Annotated in this window: 26 protein-coding genes; 9 read left to right on the forward strand and 17 right to left on the reverse strand. The window is 68.4% G+C overall.

What is annotated here, in order from left to right:
* Positions 1-55: 55 nt before the first annotated feature.
* The 5 genes from yicI to DMH03_RS41780 all read right to left on the reverse strand — a co-directional run bounded on the left by yicI (position 56) and on the right by DMH03_RS41780 (position 6,751).
* Positions 56-2,308, reverse strand: a complete 2,253-nt coding sequence (gene yicI / locus DMH03_RS41760) for an alpha-xylosidase (RefSeq protein WP_125797517.1) — start codon at positions 2,306-2,308, stop codon at positions 56-58.
* On the reverse strand, positions 2,305-3,117 hold the full coding sequence (locus tag DMH03_RS41765; protein WP_199749239.1) for a carbohydrate ABC transporter permease: 813 nt from the start codon (positions 3,115-3,117) through the stop codon (positions 2,305-2,307). The genes yicI and DMH03_RS41765 overlap by 4 nt, the downstream gene beginning before the upstream one ends.
* Positions 3,114-3,998, reverse strand: coding sequence for a carbohydrate ABC transporter permease (locus DMH03_RS41770; protein ID WP_125797518.1), 885 nt, complete (start codon positions 3,996-3,998; stop codon positions 3,114-3,116). Before DMH03_RS41770 ends, DMH03_RS41765 begins: the two co-directional genes overlap by 4 nt.
* Entirely contained in the window at positions 3,995-5,272 is a 1,278-nt protein-coding gene (locus DMH03_RS41775; protein ID WP_125797519.1) for an ABC transporter substrate-binding protein, read from the reverse strand. Before DMH03_RS41775 ends, DMH03_RS41770 begins: the two co-directional genes overlap by 4 nt.
* Positions 5,273-5,584: 312 nt before the next feature.
* Complete coding sequence (locus tag DMH03_RS41780) at positions 5,585-6,751, reverse strand: carboxylesterase family protein (protein ID WP_199749240.1); 1,167 nt, start codon at positions 6,749-6,751, stop codon at positions 5,585-5,587.
* 26 nt (positions 6,752-6,777) lie between these two features.
* On the opposite strand from DMH03_RS41780, the gene DMH03_RS41785 reads away from it, so the two are divergent.
* Positions 6,778-7,701 (forward strand): LysR substrate-binding domain-containing protein, encoded by a 924-nt coding sequence (locus DMH03_RS41785; RefSeq protein ID WP_125797521.1) that lies wholly within the window; start codon positions 6,778-6,780, stop codon positions 7,699-7,701.
* 5 nt (positions 7,702-7,706) lie between these two features.
* Here DMH03_RS41785 and DMH03_RS41790 read toward each other — a convergent pair whose 3' ends face one another.
* Genes DMH03_RS41790 through DMH03_RS41825 form a run of 8 tightly spaced genes read right to left on the reverse strand, consistent with a single transcriptional unit; the run spans position 7,707 to position 14,601 of the window.
* Complete coding sequence (locus DMH03_RS41790; protein WP_125797522.1) at positions 7,707-8,702, reverse strand: amidohydrolase family protein; 996 nt, start codon at positions 8,700-8,702, stop codon at positions 7,707-7,709.
* Position 8,703: 1 nt separating this feature from the next.
* Complete coding sequence (locus tag DMH03_RS41795; RefSeq protein ID WP_125797523.1) at positions 8,704-9,225, reverse strand: 3-hydroxyanthranilate 3,4-dioxygenase; 522 nt, start codon at positions 9,223-9,225, stop codon at positions 8,704-8,706.
* Complete coding sequence (locus DMH03_RS41800; RefSeq protein ID WP_125797524.1) at positions 9,222-9,650, reverse strand: RidA family protein; 429 nt, start codon at positions 9,648-9,650, stop codon at positions 9,222-9,224. Before DMH03_RS41800 ends, DMH03_RS41795 begins: the two co-directional genes overlap by 4 nt.
* Positions 9,647-10,414 (reverse strand): 2-keto-4-pentenoate hydratase, encoded by a 768-nt coding sequence (locus DMH03_RS41805; protein ID WP_125797525.1) that lies wholly within the window; start codon positions 10,412-10,414, stop codon positions 9,647-9,649. Before DMH03_RS41805 ends, DMH03_RS41800 begins: the two co-directional genes overlap by 4 nt.
* Positions 10,411-11,418, reverse strand: coding sequence for a 4-hydroxy-2-oxovalerate aldolase (gene dmpG / locus DMH03_RS41810; RefSeq protein ID WP_125797526.1), 1,008 nt, complete (start codon positions 11,416-11,418; stop codon positions 10,411-10,413). The genes DMH03_RS41805 and dmpG overlap by 4 nt, the downstream gene beginning before the upstream one ends.
* The gene (locus DMH03_RS41815; RefSeq protein ID WP_125797527.1) at positions 11,415-12,347 is read right to left on the reverse strand and encodes an acetaldehyde dehydrogenase (acetylating); all 933 of its coding nucleotides are present in this window, start codon (positions 12,345-12,347) and stop codon (positions 11,415-11,417) included. Before DMH03_RS41815 ends, dmpG begins: the two co-directional genes overlap by 4 nt.
* Complete coding sequence (locus tag DMH03_RS41820) at positions 12,344-13,135, reverse strand: 2-keto-4-pentenoate hydratase (protein WP_233611967.1); 792 nt, start codon at positions 13,133-13,135, stop codon at positions 12,344-12,346. The genes DMH03_RS41815 and DMH03_RS41820 overlap by 4 nt, the downstream gene beginning before the upstream one ends.
* Positions 13,132-14,601: a 2-hydroxymuconic semialdehyde dehydrogenase gene (locus DMH03_RS41825; RefSeq protein ID WP_125797529.1), complete on the reverse strand. Its 1,470-nt coding sequence runs from the start codon at positions 14,599-14,601 to the stop codon at positions 13,132-13,134. The genes DMH03_RS41820 and DMH03_RS41825 overlap by 4 nt, the downstream gene beginning before the upstream one ends.
* A gap of 543 nt (positions 14,602-15,144) precedes the next feature.
* Here DMH03_RS41825 and DMH03_RS41830 point away from each other — a divergent pair.
* The gene (locus DMH03_RS41830) at positions 15,145-16,491 is read left to right on the forward strand and encodes an MFS transporter (RefSeq protein WP_125797530.1); all 1,347 of its coding nucleotides are present in this window, start codon (positions 15,145-15,147) and stop codon (positions 16,489-16,491) included.
* 10 nt (positions 16,492-16,501) lie between these two features.
* Positions 16,502-17,224 carry a dienelactone hydrolase family protein gene (locus DMH03_RS41835; RefSeq protein WP_125797531.1) on the forward strand — a complete coding sequence of 241 codons (723 nt, stop codon included), beginning with the start codon at positions 16,502-16,504 and terminating at the stop codon, positions 17,222-17,224.
* A gap of 12 nt (positions 17,225-17,236) precedes the next feature.
* On the opposite strand, the gene DMH03_RS41840 is transcribed toward DMH03_RS41835, so the two are convergent.
* Positions 17,237-18,679, reverse strand: a complete 1,443-nt coding sequence (locus DMH03_RS41840; protein ID WP_233611968.1) for a CoA transferase — start codon at positions 18,677-18,679, stop codon at positions 17,237-17,239.
* Positions 18,680-18,799: 120 nt separating this feature from the next.
* Between DMH03_RS41840 and DMH03_RS41845 the strand changes: the two genes are divergently transcribed.
* The 3 genes from DMH03_RS41845 (at position 18,800) to DMH03_RS41855 (ending at position 20,551) form a co-directional block, all read left to right on the forward strand.
* Complete coding sequence (locus DMH03_RS41845; RefSeq protein WP_125797533.1) at positions 18,800-19,645, forward strand: LysR family transcriptional regulator; 846 nt, start codon at positions 18,800-18,802, stop codon at positions 19,643-19,645.
* A gap of 93 nt (positions 19,646-19,738) precedes the next feature.
* Complete coding sequence (locus DMH03_RS41850; protein WP_125797534.1) at positions 19,739-19,924, forward strand: hypothetical protein; 186 nt, start codon at positions 19,739-19,741, stop codon at positions 19,922-19,924.
* Between the two features lie 30 nt (positions 19,925-19,954).
* On the forward strand, positions 19,955-20,551 hold the full coding sequence (locus DMH03_RS41855; protein WP_125797535.1) for a gamma carbonic anhydrase family protein: 597 nt from the start codon (positions 19,955-19,957) through the stop codon (positions 20,549-20,551).
* 750 nt (positions 20,552-21,301) lie between these two features.
* Here DMH03_RS41855 and DMH03_RS41860 read toward each other — a convergent pair.
* Entirely contained in the window at positions 21,302-22,129 is an 828-nt protein-coding gene (locus DMH03_RS41860; RefSeq protein ID WP_125797536.1) for a hypothetical protein, read from the reverse strand.
* A 103-nt stretch (positions 22,130-22,232) separates the two neighbouring features.
* On the reverse strand, positions 22,233-22,946 hold the full coding sequence (locus tag DMH03_RS41865; RefSeq protein ID WP_125797537.1) for a GntR family transcriptional regulator: 714 nt from the start codon (positions 22,944-22,946) through the stop codon (positions 22,233-22,235).
* A gap of 99 nt (positions 22,947-23,045) precedes the next feature.
* Between DMH03_RS41865 and DMH03_RS41870 the strand changes: the two genes are divergently transcribed.
* Positions 23,046-24,200, forward strand: a complete 1,155-nt coding sequence (locus DMH03_RS41870; RefSeq protein ID WP_125797538.1) for an FAD-binding oxidoreductase — start codon at positions 23,046-23,048, stop codon at positions 24,198-24,200.
* Positions 24,201-24,299: 99 nt separating this feature from the next.
* On the opposite strand, the gene DMH03_RS42210 is transcribed toward DMH03_RS41870, so the two are convergent.
* Positions 24,300-24,611 carry a hypothetical protein gene (locus DMH03_RS42210; RefSeq protein WP_158633173.1) on the reverse strand — a complete coding sequence of 104 codons (312 nt, stop codon included), beginning with the start codon at positions 24,609-24,611 and terminating at the stop codon, positions 24,300-24,302.
* On the opposite strand from DMH03_RS42210, the gene DMH03_RS41880 reads away from it, so the two are divergent.
* Both DMH03_RS41880 and DMH03_RS41885 read left to right on the forward strand, forming a co-directional pair.
* Positions 24,610-25,092 carry a DUF4396 domain-containing protein gene (locus DMH03_RS41880; protein WP_125797539.1) on the forward strand — a complete coding sequence of 161 codons (483 nt, stop codon included), beginning with the start codon at positions 24,610-24,612 and terminating at the stop codon, positions 25,090-25,092. The two genes, DMH03_RS42210 and DMH03_RS41880, sit on opposite strands and share 2 nt — an antisense overlap.
* A gap of 9 nt (positions 25,093-25,101) precedes the next feature.
* Positions 25,102-25,902 (forward strand): alpha/beta fold hydrolase, encoded by an 801-nt coding sequence (locus DMH03_RS41885; RefSeq protein WP_125797540.1) that lies wholly within the window; start codon positions 25,102-25,104, stop codon positions 25,900-25,902.
* Positions 25,903-26,266: the final 364 nt, after the last annotated feature.

Here is a 26,266-nt window from a genome sequence, read left to right on the forward strand (position 1 = left end):
AATGTGGCATTGGAGGCGCTGAGCGTCCCCAATGCCACATTGGGCACACACTCCCCTAGGCCGGGGAGCCAGCGCCGCGAATAGTCAACGAGCTTCCTGTCGCCACGATCGTTTCGTCATCCTCGGGAAAGGCCACCTGCCAACCGTCGGGCGCGGAGTCGACCTCGATATGGACGCTGTCGCCATCCCGGCGGGTGCGGAAAGTCGAGCCGCCGACGGTGGTCGTGATCCTGGCACCATCCTCCAGCCGGTACGGCCGCAGCGTGACGCCGTCGGCGTAGTCGTAGTCCGGCCGGTCGTCGACGGCGCCCAGCGGCAGAACGGTGTTGGGACGCACCAGCAGCGGGACGGTGAGCATGTCGCAGACGGTGGTCACCCATCTCGGCCCCTGGATCTCGTCGCCGGTGAAGAAGTCGGTCCACACACCGTCCGGGACGTAGTACGTCACTTCGCCCTCGTCCGAGAACACCGGCGCCACCAGGAGCGAGTCGCCGAGCATGTACTGCCGCTCCAGGTGGGCGCACGCCGGATCGGCCGGGAACTCCAGCGCCATCGCCCGCATCATCGGCGTGCCCTCGGCCGCCGCCTGTGCCGCCGCTTGCCACAGGTACGGCATCAGCCGCGCCTTGAGCTTGGAGAACACCCGCAGGACGTCGACGGCCTCCTCGTCGAACAGCCAGGGCACCCGATAGGACGAACTGCCATGCAACCTGCTGTGCGAGGACAGCATCCCGAACGCGATCCAGCGTTTGAACAGGGCCGGATCCGGGGTGCCCTCGAAGCCGCCGATGTCGTGGCTCCAGTATCCGAAACCGGACAGGCCGAGGGAAAGCCCGCCACGCAGGCTCTCGGCCATCGACTCGTACGTCGATTCGCAATCGCCGCCCCAATGCACCGGGAACTGCTGCGAGCCCGCGGTCGCCGAGCGCGCGAACACGACGGCTTCGCCCTCCCCACGCCGTTCGCGGAGCACGTCGAAGACGGTCTGGTTGTAGAGATAGGTGTAGTAGTTGTGCATCCGCTCGGGATCGGATCCGTCGAAGTAGACGACGTCCGTCGGCACCCGCTCGCCGAAGTCGGTCTTGAAACAGTCCACGCCTTGTTCGAGCAGAGCGTCCAATTTGGACGCGTACCACACGCGTGCGGCGGGGTTGGTGAAGTCGACGAGTGCCATCCCCGGCTGCCAGAGATCCCACTGCCACACGTCTCCGTTCGGTTTCCGCAGCAGGTATCCGCCCGCGACCCCCTCGGCGAACAACGGTGACCGTTGCGCCACATACGGGTTGATCCACACCGAGATGCGCAGGTCCCGAGCTTTCAGCCGTTCCAGCATGCCGACGGGGTCCGGGAACGTCCGCGGGTCCCATTCGAAATCGCACCAGTTGAACTCGCGCATCCAGAAGCAGTCGAAGTGGAACACGCTCAGCGGCAGATCGCGTTCGATCATGCCGTCGACGAATCCCGAGACGGTCTCCTCGTCGTAGGACGTGGTGAACGACGTCGACAGCCACAGCCCGAAGGACCACGCGGGCGGGAGCGCCGGTCTGCCGGTCAGCGCCGTGTACTTGCGCAGGATCTCCTTCGGGCTCGGGCCGTAGATCACGAAGTACTCCAGCGACTGGCCGACGACGCTGAACTGCACCCGCGACACCGCTTCCGAGGCGACCTCGAAGGACACGTGCCCCGGATGGTTGACGAACACGCCGTACCCGGCGTTGGTCAGGTAGAACGGGACGTTCTTGTAAGCCTGCTCGCTGCTCGTGCCGGCGTCGGCGTTCCAGATGTCGACGACCTGCCCGTTGCGCACCAATGGCCCGAATCGCTCGCCGAGCCCGTAGACCTGGGTCCCCACTGAGAGGTCCAGCTGGTCACGGACATGGTGCTCGCCGTCGAGGCTCATGAAGCCCATGCCCTTGGCCCCGCTGGAGGTGAGCACCTTGCCGTCCGCGACGAAGTCGACTTTCCACCCCTCGCCGCGATGCAGCCGGACCGACAACGCGCCCGCGGTGAGCGTGTGCCCGTCCTCGGAGACTTTCGCCTCCTCGTCGACGGCCGATAGTTCGAAGCGGGGTTCTCGCGGCAGCCCGCCCTCGAAATGCGTGACGCTCACGCCGATCACGTCCGGCATCGGCGAGGAGAACCCGACCGTCGCCACCGGTCCCTTCAACAGGTCGCCGCGGTGGCGGACGGGATGGGTCGGCGCGTGCACCACGATCCGGCCGTCCCCCGCGGTGAGGTCGTACACCTCCACCGGATGCGCCGCCTGTACCCCGTCGCGCAGCAGCCAGTAGCCGTTGCTGAACTTCATTTGACCGCCCCTGCCGTGATGCCACGTGTCAACGTCCGCTGGAAGATCAGGAAGAAGGCGATCGCCGGGATGACCCCGAGCAACGCCGAGGCACTGGTCATGGTCGCGTCCATCATCCGCTGGCCCTGCAGCACACCCAGTGCGACCGGGACGGTCTGGGTGTCGTTGGAGATGAGCAGGATCAGCGGCAGGAAGAACTCGTTCCACGTCCAGATGAAGAAGAACACGAACAGCACGCCGAGGGTCGGCCTGCTGATCGGCACCACGATCCGCACCAGGGTCTGCCATTTGTTCGCCCCGTCTAGATAGGCGGCCTCGAGCAGTTCGTGCGGGAATCCGACGAACGTCGAGGACAGCAGATAGGTGCCGAACGCGGCCTGGATGATCGTGAAGATGATGATCACGCCGAGCTGCGTGTCGTAGAGACCGGTCTCGTTGGCGAGGAAGTACAGCGGGTACGCCAATGCTTCCTGCGGCAGCGTGTTCGCGATGAGGAAGGCGACCAGGATCCACGTCCGGCCGCGGACCCTGCCGATGCCCAGCGCGTAGGCGTTCAGCACCGAGATCACCACCGCGAGCACCGCGACCGACCCGCTGATCACGACGCTGTTGAGCAGTTTCTGCCCGAACCCGACCCGGACCCAGAAGTCGATCAGCCCTTGCAGGTACACCCCGTCCGGAAAGGACAACGGGCCGTCGGCCGCGTATTCGGCCGGGGACTTCAGCGCGTTCAACGCCACGACCAGGAACGGCGCCAGCATCACGACCGCGAGAACGATCAACGACCAGAGCGTCACATGCCGTTTCACGCGTGCTCACCTCGCCTCTGGATACGGAGGAACACCGTGGTGAGCACGAGGATCAGCACCGTGAGCACGGTCGCGATCGCCGCGCCGTAGCCGACCTGCGTCTTCTCGAAGAAGTTCTGGAACGAGTAGTACGACGGCACGTTGGTCGACCCTCCCGGGCCTCCCCTGGTGAGCACGTAGATCGGCCCGAACACCTTCAGCGCGGCGATGGTGCACGTCAGCAGGACCACGAACACCTCGGGCCGCAGCTGCGGCACGGTCACATGCCAGAACCGGCCCCACCACGACGCGCCGTCCAGTTCCGCCGCCTCGTGCAGCGAGGGATCCGCACGCTGCATCCCGGCCATGAAGATGACCACCGGATAGCCGACCTGGATCCACACCATCACGCCCATCACGCTCCACAGCGCGAAATCCGGGTCGCCCAGCCAGTTCTGGCCGAGCGAGCCGAGGCCAACGGCGGAGAGGAGTTCGTTCACCGCGCCCTCGGGCGCGAGTATCCAGCTCCACACGATGCCGGCGACCGCGATCGGCAGTACCTGCGGCAGGTAGACGCAGGCTCGCAGCACGCTGGCCGCCCGCGTCCCGAACCGTTTGGCCACGAAATCGAACAGCGCGGCCGCGATCACCAGTCCCGCCACGGTCGGCACGATGGCCATCGCCACCACCAGCCCGAGGTTGTGGCGGAACGACGCCCAGAAGACGTCGTCCGCGAACAACCGCCGGTAGTTGTCCAGCCCTGTCCACTTCGGATCGCCGGCGCCGGACCACTGGGTGAAGCTGATGCCGATGTTCATCGCGAACGGCACCAGGATCACCGCGATCAGCAGCAACGCGCCGGGGATCAGGAAGAGCAGGTAGTTTCCCCGTCCCCTGGTCATTTGCCGACGTTCGCCAGATTCTCCTCGTAGGGCTTCGCGAGTTCGTCGAGCACCTGCGACGGCTCGGCGCTCGAGGTGATGAGTTTCTGCGTCGCCGAGACGTGGACGTCGTAGTACCCGGGAGCGGGCCAGTCGGGATAGAACGCGAGCCTGTCCTGTGTGGACAGAGCGATGAAGTCCTCCACCAGATCCTTCAGCCGCGGCTCGGCCGGTGGGATGGGGCTGTTCACGACCGGGACACCGCCGGCCTCACGCAGCTTGTCCTGGATGGGCTGGGACATCGTGATCGCGATGAAGTCGAGCGCGAGGTCGCGGTTCTTCGCGCCCTTGGGGATGACCCACATGTTGCCCGCGGAACCCGAGGTCATCCCCGGCCACGGGACCGAACCCCACTGGAAGTCCTTGATGCTCTGGACCAGCCTGCCGTACCACCAGCTGCCGCTGATCATGATCGGGTACTTGCCCTGCATGAACGACATGCCCATACCCTCGGCGTCGACCCCGGCCGAATCCTTGCTGATGTAGCCCTTCTTCACCCAGTCGGCGAAGGTCGTCGCGCCGTAGGTCCACGCGGCGTCGTGGAAGTCCACCTTGCCGGTGTAGCGCTGGTAGCGGTCCACCCAGCCGCGGTCGGCCTTCGTGAGGGCGAGCTGATACAGGACCTGGTGCGCCGGGTACTCCGAGCCGCCGACGGCCAGCGGCGTGACCCCGGCACCGGCGAACTTGGCCATGGCCGCGGTCAGCTGCTCGATGGTCCTCGGCTCCTCAAGGCCCTGCTGCGCGAACATGTCCTTGTTGTAGAAGATCTTCACGTACTCGGCGTAGTTCGGGACGCCGTACCAGTTGCCGGATCCCATCACGCCGTTCTCGTCGTAACGGGCGGTGGTCTGGAGGGCCGGGGTGAGCTGCTTGTCCCAGCCGCGTTTGGCGACCTCTTCGCTGATGTCGGTCAGCAGTCCCTGTTTGGACAGCAGTCCCGCGGTGGCGTTCCCCTTGTTGTATTCCAGGACATCCGGCGCGTCGCCCGAATTGAGCACCATCGGCGCCGTCTTCTGGATCTGTTCGAAGCCCTTCTCCTCGAAGGCGACCTTGACGCCGGGATGGGTCGCTTCGAACTGCTCGATCGCCTCGGCCCAGGCCACGCCCATCGCACTGTCCGGCGGCTCGTAGTGCCACAGCTTCAGGGTCTTCGGGTCGCCGCTGCCGGATCCGGACCCGCAGCCCGCGACGGCCAGCATGGCGACCATCGCGGCGGCCAGTACTCGCTTCGACATCAGAGGTTCCCTCCAGAGAAGTGGTGATGCTCGCCGGCCATCGTGGCCTCCTCGGAATCCGCGGTGATCCGAACTGTCGAAGCGCTTCGATGAACACGATAGAACCGCGCGCCCGGTCAGCACAACGTCTTGACCGGGCGCGCTCCCACCTCTACTGTCAGGGCTTTTTCGCCGAGCCCGCGAGTTCCTCTCGATGTGTCCGGAGCCGTAACTCACGTGCTTCGAGGCGTATCTCGCGTGTCTGGAGCCGTAACACACGCGATGCGCGAGTTCCGTCTTCAATCACGTGAGTTACGGCTTCAAGCACGCGAGTTACGGGCCGAAGCGGACGGGGTGGCTCGCGACCGGAGTGGGGTCGAGGGTGCCGGTGCGGGCGAAGGTCGCCCAGACGGCGCGGAGGGCGGCGCCGAAGGCATCGACCTCGGGCCACGGGACCGTGCCGAGCATCGGGCTGTCCTGCCAGGCCCGTTCGGTGCCGAGCAGCAGCGGCAGTTCCAGGCAATGGGTGGCGCCGAACTCGGACCCCTCGGGCCGCCAGTCCAGGCGATACGACCAGACGCCGGCTCCGGCCGAGCGCAACTGGTCGCCGAAAGCGGCCAGTGGTTCGACGTAGACCTCGTCGGTGCCGGCGGCGCCGGGGAACGCGGTCATGTCGTCGGCGTTCCAGCCGTACAGCACTTCGAGGTCGCGCGCGTTGTCCGCGAAGGACGCCTTGTCGAGCGTGTCCACCGGAATGAACGCGGGCTCCATCGGGTCGCCGGTGAGCCGCAGGTTGGTCAGCGCGGTTTCTCTCTGCGCCGCAAGGATTTCCGAGATTTCGGCGGTGCGTGGGTCGGTGCCGAGGGCGTCGGCGAACACCTGGCCGAGTTTCTCCGCTCGTTCAGGCGAGCGAGACCCGAGGCCGAGCGGCGCGCTCTGCAGGATCGCCCGCCGGAACAGGCCGCGTGCCTCGGGCAGATCCATCAGCAGCCGGATGGAGATGCCGCCCGCGGACTGTCCGGCGACCGTCACGTTGTCCGGGTCGCCGCCGTAGGCCGCGATGGTGGCCCGCACCCAGCGCAGCGCCTCGACCTGGTCGGCCAGCCCGAGGTTGCCGGGGCTGACCCCGTCCAGACACAGGTAGCCGAGCGCGCCGAGCCGGTAGTTGACGCCGACCACCACCAGGTCGCCTTCGGCCGCCAGCGCGCCGCCGTCGTACCAGTCCAGCAACCCGCCGCCGCTGGAGAATCCGCCGCCGTGCAGCCACACCAGCACCGGCCTGCGTCCGTCATCCAGGCCGGGGGTGCTGACCGTCAGGTTGAGACAGTCCTCGCCCTGCGGCAGGCGATCGCTCGGTGGCCCCATCACGCGGTCCAGCCGGGACGGCGGTTGCGGACTGATCTCCCCGCTGGACGGCGCCTGCGCCGAAACGGCGACCGGCGGCGCGAACCGCGCCGCTGTGGCATAGCGAATCGGTCCGGTTCGGACAATCGTGGTCATACGCACCTCGCGGGTAGGATCGGCTGGTGATCTTGCCTCGCCTGCTGGACGGCCGACTGAAATTCCGCCATCTCGTCCTGCTCGACGCGCTGGCCAGGCAGGGCACCGTGGTCGGGGCCGCCGCCGAGTTGCACGTCACGCAGCCGGTGGCCACCCGAAGTCTGCACGAACTCGAAGAGATCCTCGACGTGCGGTTGTTCGAACGCGGCCCGCGCGGCATCACCCCGACCGTGTTCGGCGAGGCGTTCACCGGGCACGCCCGCGCGGTGCTCGCCCAGCTCGCACAGGCCGGGAGGCACGTCGCCGAGCTGGCCGACGCCGAACGCGGCACGGTGGTGGTCGGCACCCATCTCGCGGGGTCGAACATGCTGCTGCCGCGCGCCATCGCGGCGATCAAGACCGAGCGGCCGTACCTGACCATCGTGGTCCGGGAGGGTTCTCCGGAAGCGCTGCTGGTGGAGCTGGAGGCGGGCCGGGTCGACCTGATCATCGGCAGGCTGACCGCGCCTTCGGACGAGCGGATCGAACGGCGCAAGCTGTACGACGAGTCGGTGGATCTGGTGGTGCGCACCGCGCATCCGCTGGCGGGCGCGACCGGCGTCGAGCTGGCCGACCTCGCCGAGTATCCGTGGATCCTGCCGGGAGCGGAGACCGCGCTGCGCCGCGAGCTGGAACAGTTGTTCACCCGCAACGGCTTCCCGCTCCCGGCGAACCGGGTGGAGACCACGTCGTTCCTCACCGTGCGGCAACTGCTGCTGGAGACCGACGTGATCGCCGCGCTGCCCAGCCTGATCACCAAGGACGATCCGAGGATCACCAGGGTCGCGCTGGCGCTGGAGCCCATCGGGCACAGCGTCGGGCTCACCCTGCCCGCCCAGCGCACGCTCAGCCCGTCGGTGGACGCGCTGATCCGCAGCCTGACCGACGTCGCCACCGGAATGTCCCCTTAGGACGGTCACGACAAGGACAGGAAGCGTTCGGCGTTCCCGCTGGTGATCAGCTGCCGCTCGGTCTCGCTCAGGAAACCGCTTTTGCGCACCACCTCGCCGACCGGACGTTCGCCGAGCGGGTACGGGTAGTCACTGCCGACCATCACCCGCTCGGCGCCGAGCGTGTCCACGAGCAGCCGCAGCGCCCGCTCGTCGAAGACCACCGAGTCGACGTGGAACCGGTCGAGGTAGTGCGACGGCGGGAACTCCGAGGTGCCGATCACGTCGTTCCGCCGATGCCAGGCGTTCTCCATCCGGCCGAGCCAGAACGCGAACGACCCGCCGCCGTGCGCGAAACAGATCTTGAGGCTCGCGTCGATCCGGTCGAAGACCCCGCCGAGCACCAAAGCCAGGATCGACAGATGCGTTTCGGCGGGCATCGCGGTCAGCCACCGCGCCATCCACCGGTCCAGCCGGGGCGAATCAGCCATGTCCCACGGGTGCACGAACACCGGGACCCCGAGCGACGCGCAGTGCTGCAGGAAGGTTTCCACCCCGGCGCTGTCCAGATCCTGGTCGCCGACGTGGTTGCCGATCTCCACCCCGCGATGCCCCGCCGCCAGGCAGCGTTCCAGTTCGCGGCACGCCGCGTCGGGGTCCTGCAACGGAACCTGGCAGAACGGGATCAGCCGGTCCGGCGCCGGTGCCACGATCTCCAGCGCCAGGTCGTTGAAGATCCGGGCGATCCGGCCCGCCTGCTCGCCGGTCCGGCCGTAGTTGAAGAACGCGGGCGTCGGGGAGACCACCTGGGTGCGCACGCCGTCGGCGTCCATGTCCAGCAGCCGGGTCTCCGCGTTCCAGCAGTCCGCGCCGATCCGGCGGAACTCCTTGTCCCCCATCATGATCATCGCCTCGGACTCGGTCTCCGCACGCAGCCACGGCGCGTCCGGCCCGGCGTCCGCGCGCAGATCCGGCCAGCCGTTCGGCACGTAATGCGTGTGGATGTCGATCAGGCCGGTCATCTCAACCCTTCCCGGGGTGGAGGGCGCCGCAGCCACCGCAGGTGCGGGCCTTCTCGTCGCCGTAGAACGCGGTGAAGACCGGCGGCAGATCCTCGACGATGTCGCGCACCTGGAGTTCGACTTTGTGCACCAGCGCGGCGCATTCGAGGCAGTACCACTGGAACTTCTCCAGCGTGCCCTCCTCGCGGACGCGTTCGATGACCAGGCCGATCGAGTCGGCTTCCGGGCGCTGCGGCGAGTGCGGGATGTCGCCCGGCAGCAGCCAGGTGTCGCCTTCGGAGATACGGACGGTCTTCTGGCCCTCGTCGGTCATGATGTTCACGTGCATGTTGCCCTTGAGCTGGTAGAACCATTCCTCATAGGGGTCGACGTGGAAGTCGGTGCGCTGGTTCGGCCCGCCGACGATCTGCACGATGAAATCGTTGCCGAGCGCCATGGTCCGGTTGTTCACCGGCGGCTTGAGCAGATGCTCGTGCTCGGCGATCCAGGCCTGGAAATTGACGACGTCGGGAATGCGGGTCATCGCGGGACCTCCGTGTCTTTCGGTAGATGAGCGATTGCCTGGATTTCGATCAGCAGATGCGGATGCGGCAGCTGGTGCACGGCGACCGTGGTGCGGGCAGGGCCCGTTTCGTCGAAGTATTCGCCGTAGATCTCGTTGTAGCCGCCGAAATCGTTCATCGAAACCAGGAAGGTGGTGATCTGGATGATGTCGGTGAGGTCGGCGCCGACCTCGTGCAGGATGCCGCGGATGTTCTCGATCACCGCGCGGGTCTGCGCCCGGATGTCCAGGTTCGTGGTGCCGAGTTCGTCCACTTCGACGCCGGCGAACGTGTTGTCCGGACGTCGAGAGCTGGTGCCGGACACGAAGATCAGGTCTCCCGCGACCTTCACATGCGGGAACCGGCCCCTCGGCTTGGCCAGCCCGGAAATCACTCGCCCGCTCATACCAGCCCCCGCACCGAAACCCGGCCGAGTCCGGCGATGTCCGCCTCGGCGACGCCGGGCGCGAACGGGACCGCTTCGGTCGCCGCCGCGGCCAGCACCACCTGCCCGGCCCGCAACGGGATGTCCCGTTTCCGGCACAGTTCGACCAGTGCGTGCAGCGCGCGCACCGGATCGCCGAGGATGGCCGCCGTCGAGCCGGTCACCTCCCGGTCCCCGGACCGCAGCCGCACCGCCCGGTTCGCCACCTCGCCGAACGCGCGCCACGGTCCGAGCACGAACCCGGCGGCCGAGGTGTTGTCCGCGACCACATCGGTGTGCGTGAACCGGAAATCGCGGTACCGGGAGTCGATGATCTCGATTGCCGGAGCCATCGCGTCCACAGCGGACTCCACGTCGAACGCGGGGTCTGCGAGGTCGACATCGCGGGCCAGCCGGTACGCGACCTCCGGCTCCACCTTCGGGTGAATGAAGCCCGCCAGCGAGACCTCTCCGCCGTCGGCGACGCGCATCGCGTCGGTGAGTCTGCCGGCGATCACCTCGGACACGCCCATCTGCGCCATCTTCGCCTTGCTGGTCAGCCCCAGCTTGACCCCGAGCACCCGCTCGCCACGACTCTCCCGGCGGGCCACCAGCGCGGCCTGGATCGCGTACGCGTCGGCGATGTCGAACTCGTGATCGTCGGCGAGGCTCCGGGTGTCCACACGCGACGTCTGCGCGGTGTCCAGCCGGTCGGCGAGCGCCGAGATCTCCGCGGTGGCCATCATGTGCTGCTCCGTACCAGGTCGAGTGCGATGTCCACGATCATGTCCTCCTGCCCGCCGACCAGCTTCCGCCTGCCGACCTCGGTGAGAATCCGCCGGGTGTCCAGTCCGTAGCGGGCGGCCGCGCGCTCGGCGTGCAGCAGGAAGCTCGAGTACACCCCGGCGTAACCGAGGGTCAGCGTCTCGCGGTCAACCTGGACGGGTCGTTCCCGCAGCGGGCGGACCAGGTCGTCCGCCGCGTCCTGCAACGCGAACAGGTCCGCGCCGTGCTCCCAGCCGAGCAGGTCGGCGACCGCGGCGAACGGCTCGGCCGGGCAGTTGCCCGCCCCCGCGCCCTGCCCGGCCAGCGCGACGTCCACCCGGTAGGCGCCGTGCTCGACCGCGGTCACGCTGTTCGCCACCGAAAGGGAAAGGTTTTCGTGCGCGTGGATGCCGATCTCGGTGTGCTCGCCGAGCACCTGCCGGTACGCGTCGATCCGCTCGGCGACCCCGTTCATCGTCAACCGTCCGCCGGAATCGGTGACGTACACACAATGCGCGCCGTAGGACTCCATCAGTCTCGCCTGTTCGGCGAGCGCCGCCGGCGGGGAAAGGTGGCTCATCATCAGGAATCCGGACACGTCCATGCCCTGCTCGCGAGCCCAGGCGATGTGCTGCGCGGCGACGTCGGCCTCAGTGCAGTGAGTGGCGATCCGGACGCTGCGCACCCCGAGGTCGTGGGCGCGGCGAAGCTGTCCGATGGTGCCGATACCGGGCAACAGCAACGTGGTCAGCGTGGCGTTCTCGATCACCTCCGCGGCCGCGGTGATCCACTCTTCATCGGTGTGCGCGCCGAATCCGTACGTCGCGCTGGACCCGCCGATCCCGTCGCCGTGCGCGACCTCGATCGCCGCCACGCCCGCCTTGTCCACAGCGGACACGATCCGCCGGACCTGGTCCACTGTGTACGCGTGCCCCATCGCGTGCATACCGTCGCGCAAGGTCACGTCCTGGAGGTAGACCTTCATCCGAGCCACCCCCTCAGTTCGGCGATCCGCTCGGCCGTGCGCAGCGCCGCCGAGGTCATGATGTCGAGATTTCCCGCGTAGTCCGGCAGATAGTGGGCCGCGCCGAGCACTTCGAGGAACACCGAGACCTTGAGTCCGGAGATCTCGCGGCCGAGCTCGGGCACCCATTGCCGGGACACCGGGTCGAATTGCACTTCCTGTTTCAGTGTGTAGCCGGGCACGTACTCGCGCACCCGCTCGGCCATCTGCCGCACCGACGCCGCGATCTTCTCTCGGTCCGGCTCCCCCTCGACCAGGCAGTACACCGTGTCCCGCATGACGATCGGCGGATCGGCCGGGTTCAGCACGATGATCGCCTTGCCCATCGCGGCGCCGCCGACCTCGCGGATCGCGGCCGCGGTGGTCTCGGTGAACTCGTCGATGTTCGCCCTGGTCCCCGGCCCTGCCGAGCGGGACGAAATCGACGCGACGATCTCCGCGTACGCGACCGGCGCGACCGAGGACACCGCGGCCACGATCGGGATCGTGGCCTGTCCGCCGCAGGTCACCATGTTCACGTTCGGTGCGGCGAGGTGCTCGTCCAGGTTCACCGGCGGCACCACGAACGGGCCGAGCGCGGCCGGGGTCAGGTCGATCATCAGCTTGCCGTGCGCCTCGGCCACCTCGGCGTGCCTCCGGTGCGCGCCGGCCGAGGTCGCGTCGAAGAGCACCCGCACGTCGGCGAACTCCGGAAGCGCGGCGAGGCCGTCGATACCGCCGTGGGTGGTGGCCACCTTGAGCCTGGCCGCCCTGGCCAGCCCGTCCGAGGCCGGGTCGATACCCGCCATCGCGGCCATCCGCAGCGTCTTCGACAACCGCAGCACCTTGATCATCAGATCGGTGCCGATGTTGCCGGAGCCGATGACGGCGACCGGAACCGTTGCTGTCACTGAGTCTCCTCCTCGATCACCGCGCCGACCTCGCCGAGTCCGTCGAGCCGCAGCCGGAACCGGCCCGCACCCGTGACCGGCACCATCGGGCCGAGCGCCCCGGACATCACCACGTCACCCGCGCGCAACGGCTGCTCGCGGGCGGCCAGCTCGCGAGCCAGCCACGTGACCGCGACCACCGGCGAGCCGAGGCAGGCGTGGCCCGCGCCGAACGACACCGCTTCCCCGTCCAACTCCAAGGTCATCCCGGTCGCGGCGAGATCCCGGCCGGTCAACGAGAACGGGGTGCACCCCAGCACCACCGCGCCACTGGACGCGTTGTCCGCCACCGTGTCCACGATGGACAGATCCCAGGCGTCGATCCGGGAGTCCACGATCTCGATCGCGGGCAATACGAACTCGGTCGCCCGCAGCACGTCCGCGACCGAAGCACCCGGTACGTCCAGATCGCGGCCGAGCACGAACGCGATCTCGCCCTCGGCACGGGGCTGCAGGAAACGCCGGTACGGAACGGGTTCGGTGTGCGCGTACAACATGTCGTCGAACAGCACGCCGAAGTCCGGCTGGTACACGCCGAACTGCCGCTGCACCGAAGGCGCGGTCAGCCCGATCTTCGCCCCGGCGACCCTGGCGCCCGCCGCGACCCGCTCGTCACGCAGTCTGCGCTGCACCGCGTAGGCCGCGTCGACATCTTGCGTGCCAAGGAGTTCGCGCACCGGCGGGCACGGGGTCGCGGTGCTCGCCGCGGTCGCGAGCCGGGCGGCGGCCGCTTCGATCGGCGCGCTCACAACCGCACGCACACATTCGTCGGCTCGGTGTAGAAGTGCAGCGAAGACGCGCCGCCCTCCCTGCCGATCCCGGAAAGCCCCATCCCGCCGAACGGCGAGCGCAGGTCGCGCAGGAACCAGGTGTTCACCCAGGACATGCCGACGTGCATGGCCTGCGCGACGCGGTGTCCCCGGCGCAGGTCCTGGGTCCACACCGAGGACGCGAGCCCGTATTCGGTGTCGTTGGCCAGCGCGATCGCCTCGTCCTCGGTGTCGAACGGGATCAGCGCGGCCACCGGGCCGAAGATCTCCTCTCGCACCGGCCGGTCCTTGTTGGTCAGGCCGGTCCACAGGGTCGGCTCCAGCCACGAGCCGCCGTCGAGTTCCGGGCCGAGCTCGGGAATCCCGCCGCCGGTCAAGGTTTTGGCGCCGGCCTGCTCGGCCAGCGCGAGGTAGTCCAGCACCTTGCGCCGGTGTTCCGGTGAGATCAGCGGGCCGGTGGTGGTCCGCTCCGCGGACGGGTCGCCGAGCCGCAACTCGCGCGCCCGCTCCACCAGCCCGGCGGCCACGTCATCGAACACCGAGCGCTGCACGTACACCCGCTCGGTGCACAGGCACACCTGCCCGGTGTTCGCGAACACCGACCGGGTCAGCCCGGCGAGCGTCTCGTCGAGATCGGCGTCCTCGAACACGATGGCGGCGTTCTTCCCGCCGAGTTCGAACGAGACCGGCCGGACCCGGGGCGCGACCGTGCGCATCACCTGGGTTCCCGTGGCGGATGAGCCGGTGAACGTCACCCCGTCGATGCCGGGGTGCTCGGTCAGGTACTGCCCAGCCGAGTCGCCGCCGAAGCCGTGCACCACGTTGTAGGCACCCGCCGGCAAGCCGACCTCGGCCAGCACCTCGGCCAGCAGGGTCGCGGTGGACGGGGTCTGGTCGCTCGGCTTGACGACGACCGCGTTGCCGCAGCCGAGCGCGGGGGCGACCTTCCAGGTCAGCAACAGCAGCGGCAGGTTCCACGGCACGATCACCGCGACCACGCCGAGCGGCTTGCGCACCGCGTAGTTCAGCGCCTGCGCCCCACCGGGCAGATCGGTGACGAACGATTCCTGGCCGGCGGCCGCGATCACGTCGGCGAACGTGCGGAAGTTCGCCACCGCGCGGGCCACGTCCAGCTCGCGGGCCTGGGTGACCGGCTTCCCGGTGTCCGCGACCTCGGCCGCGACGAACTCCTCGAACCGGGCCTCGATCCGGTCGGCCGCCCGGCGCAGCAACGCGGTCCGCTCCCGCACCGGGGTGTCCGCCCAGCCGTTGTGCAACGCCGCGCGCGCACCGGTGACCGCGCGGTGCACCAGCTCCCGGTCGGCCTCGTGCACCCTGGCGAACTCCGCGCCGGTCGCCGGATCGACCGCCGGGAATCCCGGCCCGTCCGGCTCGGCGAACTCACCGTCCACGAAGTTGCGGATCCACCGCACTGACTGCGTCATGCCGTTCACTCTGGCGGCCCGTGCCATGCGGAACAAATGCGTATCTGCTCGTTAGGTATACCTGAACGCACATATCGGAGACGATCTCCTGACGTCGGTTGGCCCGGTCCGTGAAGGTCGCCACACCTGCCCCAAGTACATCAGCGACCACAGCAGCCACAGCGGCCGCGCGTGAAGGCCCCCTTCCCTCGGCTCAGCCGAGGAAACTCGACCTTCACGCCTTCCCAAGCACATGAAGGCCTCCTTCCTTGCGCCTGACGCAAGGAAGGAGGCCTTCATGTACTTCAGACGGGCACAGGCGCCGGTACCGAGCCCACCGAACGCGTCGCGAGTGGCAATTCGGGTTACCACGAATCGCCACTCACGACGGTCCAGCGAGCGTGTTGCGGAACCGGCTCGCGTCGCCACCTCCCGAGCTATACCAATTCGGGCATAGCAGACCGGGAATTCGGCATTTGTGGCCTATGCCTCACAGTGTCAGGCTTCTGCCCAATCGCCGGCAGCCGCGCTCGGCTGTCGCCCGAGCCGATTGGGTTTTCGCAGATGAACGCACCCGCGCCCCGCAGAATCGCCGCCGCCACGCTCGCCGGGACCACCCTTGAGTGGTACGACTTCTTCCTCTACGGCACCGCGTCCGCGCTGATCTTCAACAAGCAGTTCTTCCCCTCGCTGAGCCCCACGGTCGGCACCCTTGCCGCGTTCAGCACCTTCGCCGTCGGCTTCATCGCCCGCCCGCTCGGCGGTCTGGTGTTCGGCCACTTCGGCGACCGGATCGGCCGCAAGTCCACCCTGGTGGTGTCGCTGATGCTGATGGGCATCGGCTCGACGTTGATCGGGTTGATCCCGAACTACCAGGCGATCGGCATCTGGGCGCCGATCCTGCTGGTCGCGATGCGGATCGTGCAGGGCATCGGGCTCGGCGGCGAAGGCGCGGGAGCGACCCTGATGTCGATGGAACACGCGCCCGCCGATCAACGGAACCGGTATGCCGGGTTCCCGCAGATGGGTACCCCTGCCGGGCTGGTGCTGGCGAATCTGCTGTTCCTCGGCAGCAGCGCGGTGATGCCCGCGAGCGCGTTCGCCGCGTGGGGCTGGCGGATCCCGTTCCTCCTGAGCTTCGTGCTGGTCGCGATCGGCCTGATGATCCGGCTGCGGATCACCGAATCACCGTCCTTCACCCAGGCGGCCAAGAACGACAAGGTGGTCCGGTTCCCGCTCGGCGCGGCGCTGAAGGTCGGCTTCGGCAGGCTCGCGCTGACGCTGCTGGTCGGCGTCGCGAACTCGGCGGTCGCCTACGTGTTCATGGTCTTCACCCTGTCCTACGGAACCCAGAACTTGCACTACGACCGGCAGTTCCTGATCCTGTCGGTGACCGGATCGGCCGTGCTGTGGTTCGCCACCATCCCGATCTGGACGCGCATCGCCGACCGCCACGGCAGGCGCACCATGTTCGTCGCCGGGTCGGCCGCGCTCCTGCTGTGGTGCCTCGCCTTCTTCCCGTTGCTGAACACCGGCAACACCGGGTTCGCGATGCTCGCACTGGCCGGTATGGGCCTGGTCGTCCCGATCACCCACTGCGTGCAGGGCGCGATCATCGCGGACACCTTCCCGGTCAACGTCCGGTTCTCCGGTATGTCGCTGCTGCTTCAGGGCGGCGCGATCCTCGGCGGCGGGCTCGCTCCGATGATCGCCACCGCGGTGCTCAACGCCACCGGCTCGACCACCGGCATCACCTGGTACCTGGCCGCGATCTGCGGCGTCAGCATGATCAGCGCGATGGCCCTGTTCCGGCTGATCCCGTCCCGCGCCCCGGACTCCACAATGGACGGACGCCGCGACGCGGTTCCGCTGTCCGTGAACACCCGCCCGTCCGGGCTCGACGATCATTAGAGTCCGTTTCATGCCGGTCACCACACGCACGGTCGAATACCCCGCCGACGGACTCACGATGATCGGACACCTCGCGCTCCCGGCCGGTACCGGCCGCCGGCCCGCGGTCCTGATCGGGCCGGAGGGGCCGGGGCTGAACGATTTCCAACGTCGCCGGGCCGACGCTCTCGCCGAATTGGGGTACGTGGCGCTGGCCTTCGACATCAACGGCGGGCGCTGGTTCGACGATCCCGACGAGATGCTGGCGTACGCGATGCCCCTGCTCGACGACCACGGCCGGATGCGGGAGATCGGTCACGCGGCCCTCGACGTGCTGCGCGCCGAGCCGCGGACCGATCCGGACCGGATCGCCGCCATCGGCTACGGCACCGGAGGCGCGATCGCGCTGGAACTCGGGCGGGACGGCGTCGACCTGCGTGCGATCGCGACGGTGAACGCGCTGACCACGGGCAGGCCGGGCGAAGCGGCGCACATCCGCTGCCCGGTCTGGGCCGGGGTCGGCTCGGAAGACCCGATCATGCCGCCCGCGCAACGAGAGGCGTTCACCGCCGAAATGCAGGAGGCGGGTGTCGACTGGCGCCTCGTGGTCTACGGCGGCGCCCTGCATGCCTTCCACCACCCCACGGTCGACCACGCCGTGCTTCCCGGCGTCGGATACCACGCGCGTCACGCGCAGCGGGCCTGGCACGACGTCGTCGGCCTGCTCGCCGAATGCCTGCCCGTGCCAGAGTGATCCGTCTTCGCCTTACCGCTCAAGCCATTCCGCGGGCGAACTGCCGAGCCGAGGGGTGGGCGAAGACCAGCGCGGCGGTGTCTCGCTCATCCGGATGACGGGGCCGAGACTCTTGAGGTCGCCGTAGACCGTGTTCTCTTCGATCACGGCGTAACGCTCGAATTCACCGGTGGTCAGGCGACCGGGGGCCTCCGCGAAATCGTCGATCAATCCTTGGCGTTGCACCAGCATCGAGGATTGGCACAACGAGACCTGGACGCGGTACGACCCGCCTTCGCGGGCACGGCGGGCGAGCGCGAGCATGGCGCCGTAGCCGGCGAGGAATCCGGTGAGGAAGTCGCAGAGGTAGACCGGCGTCAGCTGCGGCCGGCCATCGTCGGCCGCGTTTCCCTGGATCACACAGGCGCCGGTGACGGCTTGGGCGACCTGGTCCCATCCCGCTCGGTGCCCGAACGGGCCGCCGGAACCGAAGCAGTTGACGCTCACGTACACCAGCCCTGGACGAAGTTCCGCCAGTTCTTCGGGACCGAAGCCGTGTGCCTCCATCCTCTGTGGACGGTAGCCCTCGACGAAGACGTCCGCGCCGCCTACCAGTTCGCGCAGCCGGGCGGCTTCGTCCACGGCGGTGTAGTCGAGGTAGGTACTGCGCTTGCCGTGGCTGGTGTCCCGGACGAACGGCGGCACCTGTGGCAGTCGCGGAGCGTTCACCATCAGCACGTCGGCCCCGTGTTCGGCCAGGCTGAGCGCGGCCGTCGGACCGGCGAGGATACGGGTCAGGTCCAGCACCCGCACCCCGGACAGCGGCTCGGTGGCGTGCTCACCGCCGGGCGGCGACTCGGGGGCGCTGTCGCCGATCTTGGTGATCTCCACGACCGGACGGGCGGCGAGGTAGGCGCTTTGGGGATGCGCCGACCACTCTTCCGGGGTGCGGACGACCCCGCCGCAAGCGTCGGCGGCGGCGATGGCTTCCTCGAGGTCGTCCGCTTTCCATGTCGCGACCGCGTCCCGGACCGACGCGGGAGTGGGTTCGCAGCGCAGTACGTCCAGCACTCGTCGTTCGAGGTGGGGAAGGTTGAAATGCGGCAGGAACCATCGGTCGTCGGCGGTCGGCCATGGCTGCGTCAGCGAGACCATGTGCTCGACGGCGGGCGAAAGGGGCGCGGGCCGGTATTCGCCGTCGGCGCCCCGGACGAGCGTCATGTCCTCGCCGCCGAGCGCGGTCGCGGCCGCGGCACGCACGTCGACCGCGATCTTCTGGCGGCGGCCCGTCCGCAGCTCCCAGAGGTCGTTCGCCGCGACCGCGCGGGCAGCCAGTGCGTCGGCGAGCGTCGAGCCGATCCGGAACGGTGACGCGAACAGCGGATCCGCTCCGGAGATCGTGACCTCGCCGCTCGCGGGAAGGGGGCCTTCGCGCAGGGCCATGAGCTCGTCGAATGCGCCGGTTTTCCTGGGCATGTCCATTTTCTTTCCTTGCCGGTGGGGTCACTTTCCACCGTAGAGAGCCAAAAGCCGGGACGGAAATGCCGATGAACGGGCCGCCATGCGTGCCGGGCATAGCTGGGTAGGCTGCCTGCCATGGAGGTGGAGCTACGGCATCTGCGCGCGTTCGTCGCCGTCGCCACGCGACGTACGTTCACGGCGGCGAGTCGCGATCTGCTGATCACCCAGCCGGCGCTGAGCCGGACGGTCCAGCAGCTCGAAGAAGCGGTCGGAGCGCGATTGCTCGAGCGCGGCTCGCAAGGCGTCGAGCCCACCGAGGCCGGGAGTGAACTGCTCGATCGGCTGCGCGGAGTGCTGCGAGACCTCGACGCCGCCTTGGCCGCCGCCGGTGGGCACGCGGCGCTGCGGATCGGCTTCCACTGGGCGCTGCCCGATCCGTGGACCAGTGATCTGCTGTCCGCGTTCGAAACCGCGACCGGTGCGAGGACGACACTGGTGCGACGCGACGACATCGTGACCGCGCTGCACTCGGGCGACGTCGACGCCGCACTCGTCCGCGGCGACGTCCACGCCTCCGGGATCACCGGCACGCTGCTGTTCGAAGAAGACCGGCTGGCCGCCGTCTCCACCGGTTCGGAACTGGCGGCCCGCGGGGAGCTGGACTGGTCGGAGCTCGCCGACCATCCTGTGGTCGTCAACACCGTCAGCGGAGCGACGAGCCCGGACGACTGGCCGCCGGGGAACCGGCCCGAGCAGGTGATCACCTGCGGCAGCTACGACGAGTGGCTCGCCATCATCGCGGCGGGCCGCGGCATCGGATCCACCACGGTCTCGGCGGCGCGAGCGCACACCCACGCCCGCGTCACCTACCGGCCCGTGCGCGGCGCACCACGGGTCGCGCTCAGGTTGCTGTGGCCGGCGCGCGGCGATCGCGACCCGCTGCTGCGCCGCCTGAGCGAATTCGCTCGCTCGGTGTCCTGAACCCGTCGGACGCTTGCCTGGCGATTCGGTTGCCGTCGAAGGGGTACTCCAAGAAAGCACTTCGACTCGCGCACTGGCATAGGGAGGACCGCGATGCTCGACGACGACAAGCCTCAGGCGGACGTGGCCGACCAGCTTCGTCCCGTCCACACGGCGGACAGTGATCTCGACGACGAACCGGCCGAGACGTCGGGTTCGGTCCCGGAGGCCGATCCCGCCGACGTAGCCGACCAGCGACGCAGTGTTCCCACGTCCAGCGGCGAAGAACCGTGGCGCTGAAAGTCGTCTGCACCGGGTTAGCGTGGGGCCATGCTGATCGAACATCGAGGGCGGCGGCCCGTGGTCCCCGACTCGGCGTACGTCGCCCCGTCCGCGGTGCTGTGCGGCGCGGTGGTGCTCGGCGAGCGGGCCCGGGTCCTGCATGGTGCCGTGCTCACCGCCGAGGACGGGGAGATACGCACCGGGTCGGACGTCGTGATCATGGAGCACGCACTGGTCCGCGGTCGCGCGCGGCATCCCGCGATACTCGGCGACGCGGTCCTGATCGGGCCGCACTCCCATGTCAACGGCGCCACCGTCGAAGATGAGGTGTTCGTGGCGACCGGCGCGTCGCTGTTCCCCGGCTCGCACGCCGGCGCCGGGGCCGAGTTGCGGATCAACAGCGTGCTGCACGTCAATTCCCGGCTGGAACCCGGTGCCGTGCTCCCCATCGGCTGGATCGCCGCCGGGGATCCGGCCACGCTGTTCTCGCCGGATCGGCACGACGAACTATGGGAACTACAGCGCACCTTGGACTTCCCGGGCACGGTGTACGGCGTCCCGAGAGAAACCACGATGCGCGAGATCATGTCCCGGCAGACCCGGTTCTACGGCGCGCACAAGGACGACAGGACACTCGAAGACTGACCGAAACGCTCAAGGCCTCCTTGCCTACCTGAAGGTCAGGGTCCCGGCAAAGTCGCATAACCGCTGGTGAAGTGGGTGGCGAGTGACGATTCGGGTTCTGGTGACGGAGGGGGCTCGTCACAGGTCGTTCTAACACCTTCTCGACTGTCCACAAGGGACTCTGTGGCGCTTCTTGCGTGATGCCAGCTTGAAGTACATAAAGGACCCCTCCCCTGCTCTTCAGCGCTTCCAACGGCCCGGCGTCGAACTCCTATGTCGTGAAGGGCACCTTTGAGACCTTCAACGTCTCAAAGGTGCCCTTCACGACATCCCCACGATCGCGAAAACTCACGTGAGCGCCTGCCTGGAGTCCTTTGGGTACCTGGGGGAGGTGTGAAGGTCGAGTTTCCTCGGCTGAGCCGAGGGAAGGGGGCCTTCACGCGCCACTGTTGTGACTGCTGGCGCCTGTGGGGCGAACGCGGCGATGACCGAGTCCGGGGCCTGGCATCAACCGCAGCCTCAACCACGTCGGCACCTAAGACACCCTTGGCTCTAACGATCATTGCCACTCACGACCCCCATCGAGAACCGCATATCTAGCCATCAATCAGACATTTCACCGGGCGAAAGTGTCCCTTGTGGACACTCAAGGGCTTGACGCGCGCCTTGAGTAGCTCACGACCCAGAACCGAACAGCGATTATGCGACTTTGCCGGGACCCTGAGAGTAGGGAAGGAGGCCCTCACCACCCTCGGCACGGACGCTTTCGGCTCACTGCGTTTCCGAGGGGAGATCCACGTCGGAGCGCACGGGGGTGCCGTAGTCGCCGGGCGGAAAGGCCGGACGGTCCCCGGACCGACGGCGGGCGACCAGCGTCGCACTGACCGCCAGCGCGGCATAGCCGACCAGCCACCAGGTGAATTCGGCCGGAACCCGGCTGGTGAACACCACGTCGACCAGGATCGCCACCGCGAAGATGGCGGGCTCGGCGAGACGGCTGTCCTGGAACCGTAGTTCGGAATCGACGGCGATCGACGCGGCGTCCTCCGCACGAGTCCGGCGGAAGGCCGAGCCGGCGAGGATCGTGCCGGTGGACAGCGCCGCCCAGCCGAGGGCGATCAGCCAATTCTCCGCGAAGGTCTGTGCCGTGGTGCCGGCGTACATCGCCGCGGCCAGTGCGGCGCCACCGCCGAAGGTGATCACGTAGGTCGTCAGATACCAGCCGCCCAGGACCCGTAAAGCCGACGGCCGCCGGTCACCCACCGGCAGGCCGCCCAGTTCCCGTTCGCGGTACAGCGACGACACCCAGGACCCGAGCTGGGTCGTCGCGAACACGACGAAGGCGTACCGGCTGTAAGTCGTCTCGCCGTCCGGATCCAGGAGAAATTCTTGGACCCCCAAGGCGATCAACAGTCCCAACCCGGCAAACCCGAAGCACGCGGTCAAGATCATCTTGCTGGTGGTGTTCGCCGTCTGGCGCGCGCCGACCCGGACGGCGATCAGCCTGGCCGGCGTTTCCACCTCGACACCACGTTCGCCCAGCCACGCGCGGGTGGCCTCGATCTCCTCAGGCGTGGGTTCGCCCCGTTTGGTCCCCATACCCTGTCCCTCTCGTCCGCGTACCGGATGTACGCGTGGCACCGGCCCGTGGTTGCCTCGGACACCGAGGTGGCCGCCGGTCGCCTGACCGCTCTCCACCGCGTCACAGCGCGGGAGGCGGCAACTCCACGAAGAACTGCGCGGAACCCGGGCGGACCACGGTGACGACGGCCTCGATCACGGTCCCGTCTTCCGTCCGGGTTTCCCGGCGGCGCTGCATGGCGGGCACACCGGCCTCGCTCTCGAGCAGCTCGGCCTCGCGCGCGCCGAGTACGACCGGTTCGAGGTAGACCCTGAGCGGGCCCAGCGGGATCTTCTTCGCGGCGAAATAACGCAGGCTCACGAAGTCGGCGAGGTCCTCGTCGAGCAGGTTCGGCGCGACCGAGAAGAGGATCGCGTGCCGTTCGAGAGTGCGCGGCCGCTCCTGGAGGTCGAGCTTGACGCGCACCAGCTCGACGACCGCGGAATCCGGGTCCGCGCCAGGGATCTCGACGACCGCGTCGCCTGCCCGCACGATCCGTTGGGACACCACCTGATGCCTGCCCGGCACGCCTTTCTCGGCCGCGCCGGGGGCGGCGAAGTTCAGCAGGTTGATCTGTTGCCGGACGTCGGCGACGAACGTTCCGTGCCGTCGCCTTCGCACGACCAGCCCGGCATTGGCCAACTCGTTGAGCGCTCGCTGCGCCGTGGCCCTGCTCACCCCGTACTGGCTTTGCAGTTCCGCTTCGGTGGGCAACCGCGCGCCGGGCGGGAGGTCGCCACGCTGGATCTTCTCCTCCAGCTCACGCCGGATCTTCAGATGCAACAGCGCGGCCATGATCGAACCATACAAATCGCGATTCGATCGGTCAATCGGACTATTGACCGGTCTAAGCGTGTTTTGTACGGTCATTTGCAGGCCGGAAGGAGAGAGCAAATGAAGATCATCGTTGTCGGCGCCGGAATCGTCGGCGTGAGCGTGGCGCGTGCACTCGCCGTCGCCGGGTCGGACGTGGTGCTGCTGGACCGATGGGGCCCCGGACGTGGGACGACCGCCACGACGTTCGCGTGGACCAACGCGAACCACAAACCCGATCCCGCCTATCAACGGCTCAACGTCGCCGGGATGGAAGAACACGAGAAGCTCGCCAAGGAACTCGGTGGCACGCCGGCGTACTTCCGCGGTGGCGGCCTGCACTGCGCGGACGCGCGCGGCGAATCGTGGCTGACCGAGAACGTCGAGCGGCTGCGGTCGCGGGACTACCCGGCACAGTGGGTCGATCGCGACGAAGCCCGGCGGATCGCCGGCGACGTGCGGATTCCGGAAACCACCACGGCGATCGCGCACTTCCCCAGCGAGGGTTACGTACTTCCGGAACGCCTCCTCGCCGCGGTACTCGACGATGCCCGCCGACACGGCGCGACGCTGACGATCGGGGAGGTCGTGGCTGTCGGCGACGGGCCGGAGGGCGCGTCCGTCACGCTCGCCGACGGAACGGTCCTCGGCGCCGACCGGGTCGTGGTCGCCACCGGCAGGTGGACCGACGGGCTCGCCGCGCGCAGCGGCTTCGACATCCCCATGGTGACCGACGCCCGTCGCGGCTCCCCGATCGTCGGCCTGCTCGGGTACGTACGTTCCCCCGCGATCGACCTCCGCTGCGTCCTGCACACCCCGGACCTCAACCTCCGCCCCGACGCGGACGGCGCCACCGTGGCGCAGGCGCTCGATCTGAGCTCCTCCGTCGACCCCGCGGACGGCGAAGCCGACACCGGCATCAGCGCCGCCGTGGCCGCGCGGTTCACGGCCCTGACCGGTCGTCCGTCCCCGGAAATCGACTTCCGGGTGGCGATCCGGTCCATGCCCGCCGACGGGCACACCATCGCCGGATACCCGCTGGAGAGCGCACGGATCTACTTTCTCGTCACCCACAGCGGGATCACGCTCGCCCCGGTCCTCGCCCGGCTGGCCGCGGCGGAGATCGTCACCGACACCGCGCAGGACGCCCTCGCCGCCTTCCGCCCGGCCCGGTTCGTGGGAGTGCCGCGCTCGGAGCCCGCGGTCAAGCGGCCCACTCGCCTCGGTGAGCAGTGAATCCTTTGCACGACAACGTCACATCTGGACTCGTACCCCCTACCCGTATAGTGTTCCTGGCGACCGACCGACAGCATCCGGAGGAGCCGTGCAGCGTCTTCATTCGCTCGACCCGGCGGACGCGCCTGCCAAGTCGGCCGAGTTGCTCGACGAGATCATCGGACGGCGCGGCTCGGCAGGCCCGATGATGATGACCGCGAAGGCCGGGCTCAGCGAGACCGACGTCTCCCTGGCCAGGCAAGGCACGGCGAAGCGGACATCGCCGAGTTGCGAGAGCACGGCTGGAGCGATCAGATCATCGCCGACACGGTGGGACTGGTGGCACTCGACCTGCTGACCGGTTCGTTCAATCTCGTCGCAGGACTCGAACCCGCGCCTGCCGAGCAGTCCACAAAGGAGAAACCCGCTCATGTCCACTGAGCATGAACATCACGGCCACGAGCACCACGCGGCCAAGGCGTCGTGGGGTATGGCGGCGTCGGCCACCCTGCACTGCCTCACCGGCTGCGCCATCGGCGAGGTGCTCGGCATGGTGATCGGCACCGCGCTGGGCTGGGGCAACGTCGCGACCATCGTGCTCGCCGTCGCGCTGGCGTTCGTCTTCGGCTACGCCCTGACCATGCGCGGCGTGCTCCGCGCGGGTGTCGGGTTCAAGCAGGCCCTCAAGGTCGCCCTCGCGGCGGACACCGTGTCGATCCTCGTCATGGAGATCATCGACAACGGAGTGATGCTCGTCGTCCCCGGCGCGATGGAAGCCGGCCTCGCCAGCTGGCTGTTCTGGGGCGCGCTCGCCTTCGCCCTCTTCGTCGCCTTCCTGCTCACCACCCCGGTCAACAAGTGGCTCATCGGCCGCGGCTCCGGACACGCAGTGGTGCACGCCTACCACCATTAGGAAGGCCCGATGGAGACCATCACGTACCACGGCTTCGACGGCTGTCCGCTCTACGCGGTCTCCCTCGGTTCCGGGCCACACCTTGTGCTTCTGCACGGGGGCGGCCCTGATCATCACAGCCTCGTCCCGCTGGCCGAGCGGCTGGCGGACCGGCACACGATCGTCCTCCCCGACGTGCGCGGATACGGCCGATCGGTATGCGCCGACCCGGCCCGGCACACCTGGACCCAGTACTCCGACGATGTCGCGGCGCTTCTCGACCACCTCGGCGAACAGCGCGCCGTCGTCGGCGGAACCGGGCTCGGCGCCACGATCACCCAGCGCATCTGCCTCGAACATCCCGGCAGGGTCCGCGCCGCCATCCTGATCAGCGTCGAAGACATCGAAGACGACGAAGCGAAACAAGCCGAGATCGCGTTCATGGACGCGTTCGCCGAACGTGTCCGGACCGGCGGTATCGAAGCGGCGTGGGCGCCGGTTCTGCCCGAGCTCGCTCCCGTCATCGGCGCGCTCGTGCGTGACGCCATCCCGCGCTCCGACCCCGCGAGTATCGCCGCCGCGGCCGCCATCGGCCACGACCGCTCGTTCCGGTCCGTCGACGAACTCGCCGCGATCACAGCCCCCACCTTGGTCTTCCCCGGCATGGACGAACGGCATCCGGCCACGCTGGCGGAGAACGCCGCCCGCGTCATACCCGATGGGCGTCTCGCTCCGGCTTCCCTGTCGAGCACTCTGCGCACGGCCGAAGATCTCGCCGACGCCTTCGCGCCCGCCATCCGCCGATTCCTCGCCGAGCTGCACGGTCATTAGCCGGCGGCCTGGCAAGCTGCGTCGTCGAAGCCGCGCCGAGGCGGACCGGCAGATCCGCGAAGCCTCCGAAGCGATCGCACGCCTGGTTCGCTCCTAGCGTGGTCGACCGGTTCAGCCACGCTCTTCCTTCGATTCGGCAACTCGATTTCGCGGCGATCCGTCCGCCGCCGTAGCCTGCTGACCGGGCACGCCGGTCCGTGAAGGCCTCCTTCCCTACCCTGAGGGTAAGGAAGGGGCCTTGGGTTCACGGGGTCGTTGCAACACCGATTGTGGTCGGAGGTTGTGTTGGCGGGTCGTGTGCCGTTGGTGCGGGATGTGCGGGTGGGGTTCTGGGAGGGGATTCGGGCGGGGCGGGCTGTGACGC

Source organism: Amycolatopsis sp. WAC 01376 (assembly GCF_003947415.1).
Classification (GTDB): domain Bacteria; phylum Actinomycetota; class Actinomycetes; order Mycobacteriales; family Pseudonocardiaceae; genus Amycolatopsis.